This window comes from Streptomyces ossamyceticus (assembly GCF_001418475.1).
GTDB classification, from domain to species: Bacteria; Actinomycetota; Actinomycetes; order Streptomycetales; family Streptomycetaceae; genus Streptomyces; species Streptomyces ossamyceticus.
In genome coordinates this window covers 1-6430 of sequence record NZ_LIQX01000696.1, presented here as the reverse complement: position 1 = coordinate 6430, position 6430 = coordinate 1, and the positions used below count along the sequence as shown (strand labels likewise).

The following is a 6430-nucleotide window of genomic DNA, read 5'->3' as shown; positions in this document are numbered from 1 at the left end:
GCCCTCAGCCCCCGGCGTCAGCCCTCGGCCCCGGCCTCACGCCTTCTTCGGCTTGCCCTCCCCGTACAGCCACTCCTCCCAGATCGGCTTCAGGTCGGCGTCCGGCGCCGTCTTCTCCGCGTGCTTCTCGGCGTACGCGGTGAAGTCCGCCGTGCTCGCGTTGCCGTGGCGGCGGGCCGTCGCCCAGCCCTTGAGGAGGTCGAAGAAGGCGTCGTCGCCGATGGCCTGGCGGATCTTGTGCAGGACCATGGCGGCGCGCTCGTAGACGGGGCTGTCGGAGATGTGCTCGGCACTCGGCGGCTCCGCGGGCGGGAACGCCCAGACCCCTTTGTCGGCCTCGTCGGTGTCGAAGTAGTCGCCCTCCCAGAGCGCGTCGAAGTTCTCCTGGGCGCTGTCGCCCCCGTGGTCCTCCTGCCACAGCCACTCCGCGTACGTGGCGAAGCCCTCGTTGAGCCACATGTCCCGCCAGCTCTTCGGCGNNCCACTGGTGGGCCAGCTCGTGGACGAGCAGGCCGGTGTCGGGGGCGCCGGGGACGACCGGGCGGTTCTGGGTCTCCAGCGCGTACTCCACGTCCTCCTCCCGCTCGACGATCGCGCCGGTGGAGGAGAAGGGGTACGGGCCGAAGTTGATCTCCGCCCAGTCGATGATGTCCGGGATCTCGTCGAGGACCTCGCGGCTGCCCTCGGCCTCCTCCGGGTCCACGGCTATGTAGACCGGCGGCTTCTTCTCGCCGACCGCGGGGCGCCGGATCTCGTACGCGCCGATCCCGAGCGCGGCGAGATAGCTCGCCATCGGCTCGGCCGAGCGCCACACGAACGTCGTACGGCCGTCCTTCGTCGACTCGCGGCGCAACTCCCCGTTGGAGACGGCCTGGAGGCGCTGCGGGACGGTGACGGTGATGTCGTACGTCGCCTTGTCCGAGGGGTGGTGGTTGCCGGGGAACCAGGCCATCGAGCCTGTCGGTTCGCCGAGCGCGAGCGCCCCGTCGGCGGTCGGCAGCCAGCCCTCGTGGGAGCCGTCGGGGTCGGTGATCCTGCGCGGCTCGCCCGAGTAACGCACCGTCGTACGGAACGTCCTCCCCTTCTCCAGGGCGTGCGCCGGCCGGACGATCAGCTCCTGGCCCTTCCGTTTCCACCGGGCCTCGGCGCCGTCGACGGTCACGGACTCGACGTCCATGCCCTTCAGGTCCAGGTCGAAGGCGCTGAGGTCCTGCTTCGCCCGGGCCGTGACGACGGCCTTCCCGTCGACATGGTCCTCGTGGTCGTCGCGGTCCTTGCCCCGCTCGATGTCCACGTCGAGGGTCAGGGCGTAGTGCGTGACGTCGTAGCCGCCGTTGCCGAGCTTCGGGAAGTACGGGTCCCCCAGGCCGGCCGTACCGCGCGTGCCGACGGTGCCGGGTCCCGCCCCCTCGTCCGTGCAGGAGGTGAGGGTGAACGTCAGGGCCGTGGCGAGCAGCGCGGCAGGGACAACCGGTAAGGATCGGGACATGTCCAAGATCCTATGGGGACATGGCACCATCGCCTACGTGCTCGACATCGGCTACGCCCTCTCCAACCGCTTCCCGGACCCGCCGCAGACGGACTACCGCCGCGCCGACGTCTACGCGCTGCGGCACGACCTCTTCTGCGGTGATGTCTACCTCGCCGACACCAAGGAGGACCGGGAACTGTCCACAGCCTGGGGATGGGTGCCGGTGCTGGACTTCGCGTGGGCGCTCTGCGACATCGTCGAGCAGCTGGACCGGGACCCCGCGGGCTCCCGCGCCTCCCGGCCGCAACACGCGGAGCTGGACTTCACCGAGTCGACCGACCGCATGCTCTTCGAGCGCCGCTTCGGCTGGGTGGACATCGAGTCCGACTGGATGCCGGGCGAGGAGCCCCCGCTCACCTTCTCCCACAGCGAACTCCGCCGAGAGTCACGGGACTTCCTGCACGACCTCGTCGCCGACCTGTGCGACCTGCACGAGGACCTCGCCGACAACCCGGCGATCTGGACCCTCCAGGCCCGCTTCCCCCGGCTCGGCTGAGCCCGCACGAGGCCGGGCCCCTCACCCCTCCACTCTGATCCCCATCTCGACCGCCAGCACCGGCGCCAGATCCATCAGCTGCGCCGCGCTGATCACCGCCCCCGACAGCCGCTCCACCCCGCGGGTGATCTCCACCGCGGCGGCGCCGCGCAGGTCGACGTCCTTCAGGGTCGCCCCGCTCAGGTCGGCGCCCTTCACCGCGCACCCGACGAACTCGACCCGCTCCAGCCGTGCGCCCCCGAAGTCCGGCTCGACGAGGACACAGTCCTCGAAGACGACGTCCTTGAGCCGCGCCTCGCGCAGATTCAGATAGTCGATCTTGCCGCCGCGGATCAGCACCCGCTCCAGCACCGCCCCGTGCAACTGCACGCCACCGAGCCGCGCGTCCACCAGTTCCACGTCACGGAGGGTGGCCTCGGCGAGGTCGGTGCCGACCCCTCGTATGCCGGTGAGGACGGAGTCCAGCAGCCGGGCCCGGTGCAGCCGCGTCTCGTCCAGCGCGCAGCCCGTGAGCGCGCAGTCCATGAACCGGGCGCCCCCGCCGTCCTGCCCGGCCAGGTCCCGCTCGCGGAACTCCAGCCCGTCGTAGTCCCCGTCCGGCTCCAGCCCTCCGCCCTCGTACGCCTCCAGCGCGGGCAACCGCACCTCCGGTCGCCGCGCCCCCTTCACCACCGACTTCGCCCGCACCATGCCCTCATCCTGCACCCCGCCACTGACAACGCCCCTGGCAACGCCGCTGACAACGCCGCTGACAACGCCTGACCTGCGAAGACCTCACCCGGGCGGGACACCCGGCCGCCCATGTCACATTCCGGTCCCCCGCCCCGTCGTACGCGCAGACACCGGCACCGACGCGAGGGAGCCCGAACCATGCAGCGCACGTCCACCCACCTCACCGTCGTCGGCGGCGGTTTCGCCGGCCTCACCGCGGCGATCACGGCCGCCGAGTCGGGCGCCCGGGTCACCGTGTACGAGGCGCACCACACACTCGGCGGCCGGGCCCGGACCGCACAGGGCCCGTACCGGACGAACGAGGGACCGCACGCGCTCTACAACGGCGGCCCCCACTGGACCTGGCTCAGCCGCCGCGACCTGATCGGGCCGCTCGCCCCGCTCCCGGCGCTGGAGGCGTCCCGGCTGCGGCTGCACCACAAAGGCGTCCTCCGCCGTACCCCGCCGTTCGGAATGCTGAGGCTGCTGCGGCCGCGCCGGACCGGCGGCCGTGCCCCGGTCGACGTCGACTTCCTCACCTGGGCGACCGAGCAGGCGGGCGAGGAGGCCGCGCGGGCCGCCGCCCACTACGCGGCGGTCGCGGTGTTCCAGCACGACCCGGGCGCCCTGTCCGCCGCGTTCGTGCAGGAACGGCTGCGCCGGGCCACGAAGCTGCCCCCGGAGGCGCACTACCCGCGCGGCGGCTGGGCGAGCGTCATCGACCGGATGGCGGCCCGCGCCTGGAACCTCGGCGTGCGCATGGAGACCCTCAGCCGGGTCGACTGCCTGGACGACGTACGCGGCCCGCGCCCCGGCCCGGTGATCGTCGCCACCTCCCTGGACGCCGCCCGCCGTCTGCTGTGCGACGACTCACTGACCTGGCCCAGCGGCCGTACCGCGCTGCTCGACCTCGCCCTGCGGACGCGCCGGGGCGACGCGTTCGCGGTCTCCGACCTGGACGCGCCCGGCTGGATCGAGCGGTTCACCGCGCAGGACCGCACGCTCGCGCCGGCCGGTGAGCAGTTGCTCCAGGGCCAGTTCCCGATCGCGCCGCACGAGTCGCGGGCGGACGGGGTGGCCCGAGGCGAGCATCTGCTGGACCTGGGGTTCCCCGGCTGGCGCGACCGGGTCACCTGGCGGCGCGAGGCGACCTCGAACGGTCGTACGGGCGCGGTCGATCTGCCCGGCACCAGCTGGCGCGACCGGCCGGCCGTGGACCGGGGCGACGGCGTGTTCCTCGCGGGCGACCGGGTCGCGGCGCCGGGCGTGCTGTCGGAAGTGTCGTTCAACAGCGCCCTCGCGGCCGTCTCGCTCGCCCTCGGCCGACGTCGGCGGAACTCCCTTGACCTCAAGCATGCTTGAGGTCGAAGGCTGGGGTCACACGCGAAGCGCAGACCCTAGGGAGAGCCCTCCATGCACGCGATCCGCCTGCACGCCTTCGGCCCGGCCGAGAACCTCACCCACGAGAAGACCGAAGACCCCGAGCCCGGCCCCGGCCAGGTCCGTATGGCCGTCGCCGCGGCCGGCGTCCACCTGCTCGACACGGCCCTGCGCGAGGGACAGCAGGGGCCGGGGCCCGCGCCGCTGCTGCCCACGATCCCCGGCCGCGAGGTGGCCGGGGTCGTCGAGTCCCTCGGCGAGGGTGCCCCGGAGTCCTGGCTCGGCAAGCGCGTCACCGCCCACCTGGGCTGGGCGCCCGGCGGCTACGCCGAGCTGGCCGTCACGGAGGTCGAACGGCTGCACGAGATCCCGGAGAACCTCGACTTCGCCGAGGCCGTCGCCATGATCGGCACGGGCCGTACGGTGATGGGAATCGTCCTCTTCGCCGACCTCGGCCCCGACGACGTGGTCCTGGTCCCGGCCGCCGCCGGCGGTATCGGCACCCTGCTCGTGCAGTACGCCAGGAACGCGGGCGCCACGGTCATCGGCCTCGCCGGCGGCCCCGCGAAGACGGCCCGGGTCGCGGCGAACGGCGCCGACCTCGCCCTCGACTACACGGACCCCGCCTGGCCGGAGCGCGCCGCCGCGTACCGGGGGAAGGTCACGTACGTCTTCGACGGTGTGGGCGGCGAGGTGGCCCGCGAGTCGGTCGCGCTCCTCGCGCCCGGCGGCAGGCACCTCGTCTTCGGCTGGTCCGCGAACGGCATCAGGGGCGGCGGACCGTATGTCGTCGAAGGCGTCACCGAGTCGGTCCTCGGCGAGGAGATGCGGCGCCGGGCGGGCGGCCCCGACCCCATCCGCACCCTCGAACTCCGCGCCCTGGCGGAAGCCGCCGCCGGACGCCTCACCCCGGCGGTCCACCGCTTCCCCCTCGCCGAGGCGGCCGCGGCCCACCGCGCCCTGGAGAACCGGGGCACGACCGGCAAGGTGGTCCTGGAGCCATGACGACGCGCAGCGACCCCAGCCACCGCCCGGCCCCGCGAACCCCTGCCGACGGGCGTTGTCTCCTTTGGATTCCGTCGATCCCGACTCCTCCGAGGCCCGGGAACTCAAGGGAGTCCGCGCCGCCGCGCGCGTAGGGTCGCCCACGTGATCGATGTTCCGGAGGCACTGGCCGAGACGCAGTCGGAGATCAACGGAGCGGCGGGCCGGCGGTTCGTCGCCGGGCTTCCCGGGCTGACCGCCGAGTTCCTCGGCCGCTGGGGGCTGCGCCTCGACGGGACCCCCCTGCACGGCATGTGCGCCCTGGTCGTCCCCGTGGTCGGCGCGGCCGACGGCACCCCGGCCGTCCTCAAGCTGCAGATCCTCGACGAGGAGAGCGAGGGCGAGCCGGTCGCCCTGCGCGTCTGGGACGGCGACGGGGCCGTACGGCTCCTGCGGTACGACGACGGCACGGGCACCATGCTCCTCGAACGCCTCGACCCGGCCCGGATGCTGTCCCACGAGCCGGACTCCCGCAAGGCCGTCCTGGTCATCGCCCGGCTGCTGGCCCACCTGACGGCGACGCCCGCCCCCGAGGGCCTGCGGCGTCTGTCCGACATCGGGGCCCGCATGCTGGAGCGGACCCCGGCGGTGCTGGCCCGGATCGCGGACCCCGGGGACCGCCGACTGATCGCCGACTGCGCCGCCGCCCTGCGCGAGGTGCTCGACGAGCCCGGCGACCGCCTCCTCCACTGGGACCTGCACTTCGACAACGTCCTGGCCGCCGACCGCGCCCCCTGGCTCGCCATCGACCCCAAGCCCCTCGCCGGCGACCCCGGCTTCGACCTCTGGCCCGCCCTCGACAACCGCTTCGACCCCGCCGAGGTCCGCTGGCGCTTCGACGCGATGACCGACGTCCTGGGCCTGGACCGCCGGCGGGCCGGAGCCTGGACGCTCGCCCGCGTCCTCCAGAACGCCCTGTGGGACATCGAGGAGGGCCGCGCCCTCCAGCCGGACGACCTGGAGATCGCCCGCCGACTGCGCTGAACGCCCCTGGGTTGGTCCCGTCACACCTGTTGCAAAGGTCCGGACCAACCGCTACTCATATTCGTTAGGAAGGTTTCCTTCTAGTTGACCGCCACCACCGTCAATACCGGCACCACCGTCAATACCGGCACCACTGGCACGACTGGCACCACTGGCACGAAGTGCCCGCCCTCCGTCGATCCCTCGACCGCCAGGAGCCCCCCATGAGACCGGCACGATCCGTCCTGCTCACCGCCGCGCTCCTCCTGCTCGGCCTCGCCCTCACCCCCGCGTCGGCGCAGGCC

6 protein-coding genes and 1 pseudogene are annotated in these 6430 nt (G+C 73.1%); 4 read left to right on the top strand and 3 right to left on the bottom strand.

From position 1 onward, the window contains the following. Positions 1-36 precede the first annotated feature (36 nt). Both AOK15_RS47940 and AOK15_RS36855 read right to left on the bottom strand, forming a co-directional pair. Positions 37-479, bottom strand: a pseudogene (locus AOK15_RS47940) (M1 family aminopeptidase); the annotation flags it as partial. A gap of 2 nt (positions 480-481) precedes the next feature. Then, on the bottom strand, positions 482-1489 hold a 1008-nt coding region (locus AOK15_RS36855), incomplete at its 3' end, for a gluzincin family metallopeptidase (protein WP_240508766.1). 37 nt (positions 1490-1526) lie between these two features. On the opposite strand from AOK15_RS36855, the gene AOK15_RS36850 reads away from it, so the two are divergent. Then, entirely contained in the window at positions 1527-2027 is a 501-nt protein-coding gene (locus tag AOK15_RS36850; protein WP_055522962.1) for a hypothetical protein, read from the top strand. Between the two features lie 21 nt (positions 2028-2048). Here the strand turns inward: AOK15_RS36850 and AOK15_RS36845 are convergent, their stop codons facing one another. Continuing rightward, complete coding sequence (locus AOK15_RS36845) at positions 2049-2717, bottom strand: pentapeptide repeat-containing protein (protein ID WP_205632288.1); 669 nt, start codon at positions 2715-2717, stop codon at positions 2049-2051. A gap of 180 nt (positions 2718-2897) precedes the next feature. On the opposite strand from AOK15_RS36845, the gene AOK15_RS36840 reads away from it, so the two are divergent. The 3 genes from AOK15_RS36840 to AOK15_RS36830 all read left to right on the top strand — a co-directional run bounded on the left by AOK15_RS36840 (position 2898) and on the right by AOK15_RS36830 (position 6146). Next, positions 2898-4100, top strand: coding sequence for an FAD-dependent oxidoreductase (locus AOK15_RS36840; RefSeq protein WP_055522958.1), 1203 nt, complete (start codon positions 2898-2900; stop codon positions 4098-4100). 51 nt (positions 4101-4151) lie between these two features. Further along, positions 4152-5123 carry a zinc-binding dehydrogenase gene (locus AOK15_RS36835; RefSeq protein WP_055522956.1) on the top strand — a complete coding sequence of 324 codons (972 nt, stop codon included), beginning with the start codon at positions 4152-4154 and terminating at the stop codon, positions 5121-5123. A gap of 144 nt (positions 5124-5267) precedes the next feature. Beyond that, on the top strand, positions 5268-6146 hold the full coding sequence (locus AOK15_RS36830; protein WP_055522954.1) for an aminoglycoside phosphotransferase family protein: 879 nt from the start codon (positions 5268-5270) through the stop codon (positions 6144-6146). Positions 6147-6430: the final 284 nt, after the last annotated feature.

Coding starts and splice junctions, on each gene's coding strand:
- AOK15_RS36840 (WP_055522958.1), top strand. CDS start 2,898: ATGCAGCGCACGTCCACCCACCTCACCGTCGTCGGCGGCGGTTTCGCC.
- AOK15_RS36845 (WP_205632288.1), bottom strand. CDS start 2,717: ATGGTGCGGGCGAAGTCGGTGGTGAAGGGGGCGCGGCGACCGGAGGTG.
- AOK15_RS36835 (WP_055522956.1), top strand. CDS start 4,152: ATGCACGCGATCCGCCTGCACGCCTTCGGCCCGGCCGAGAACCTCACC.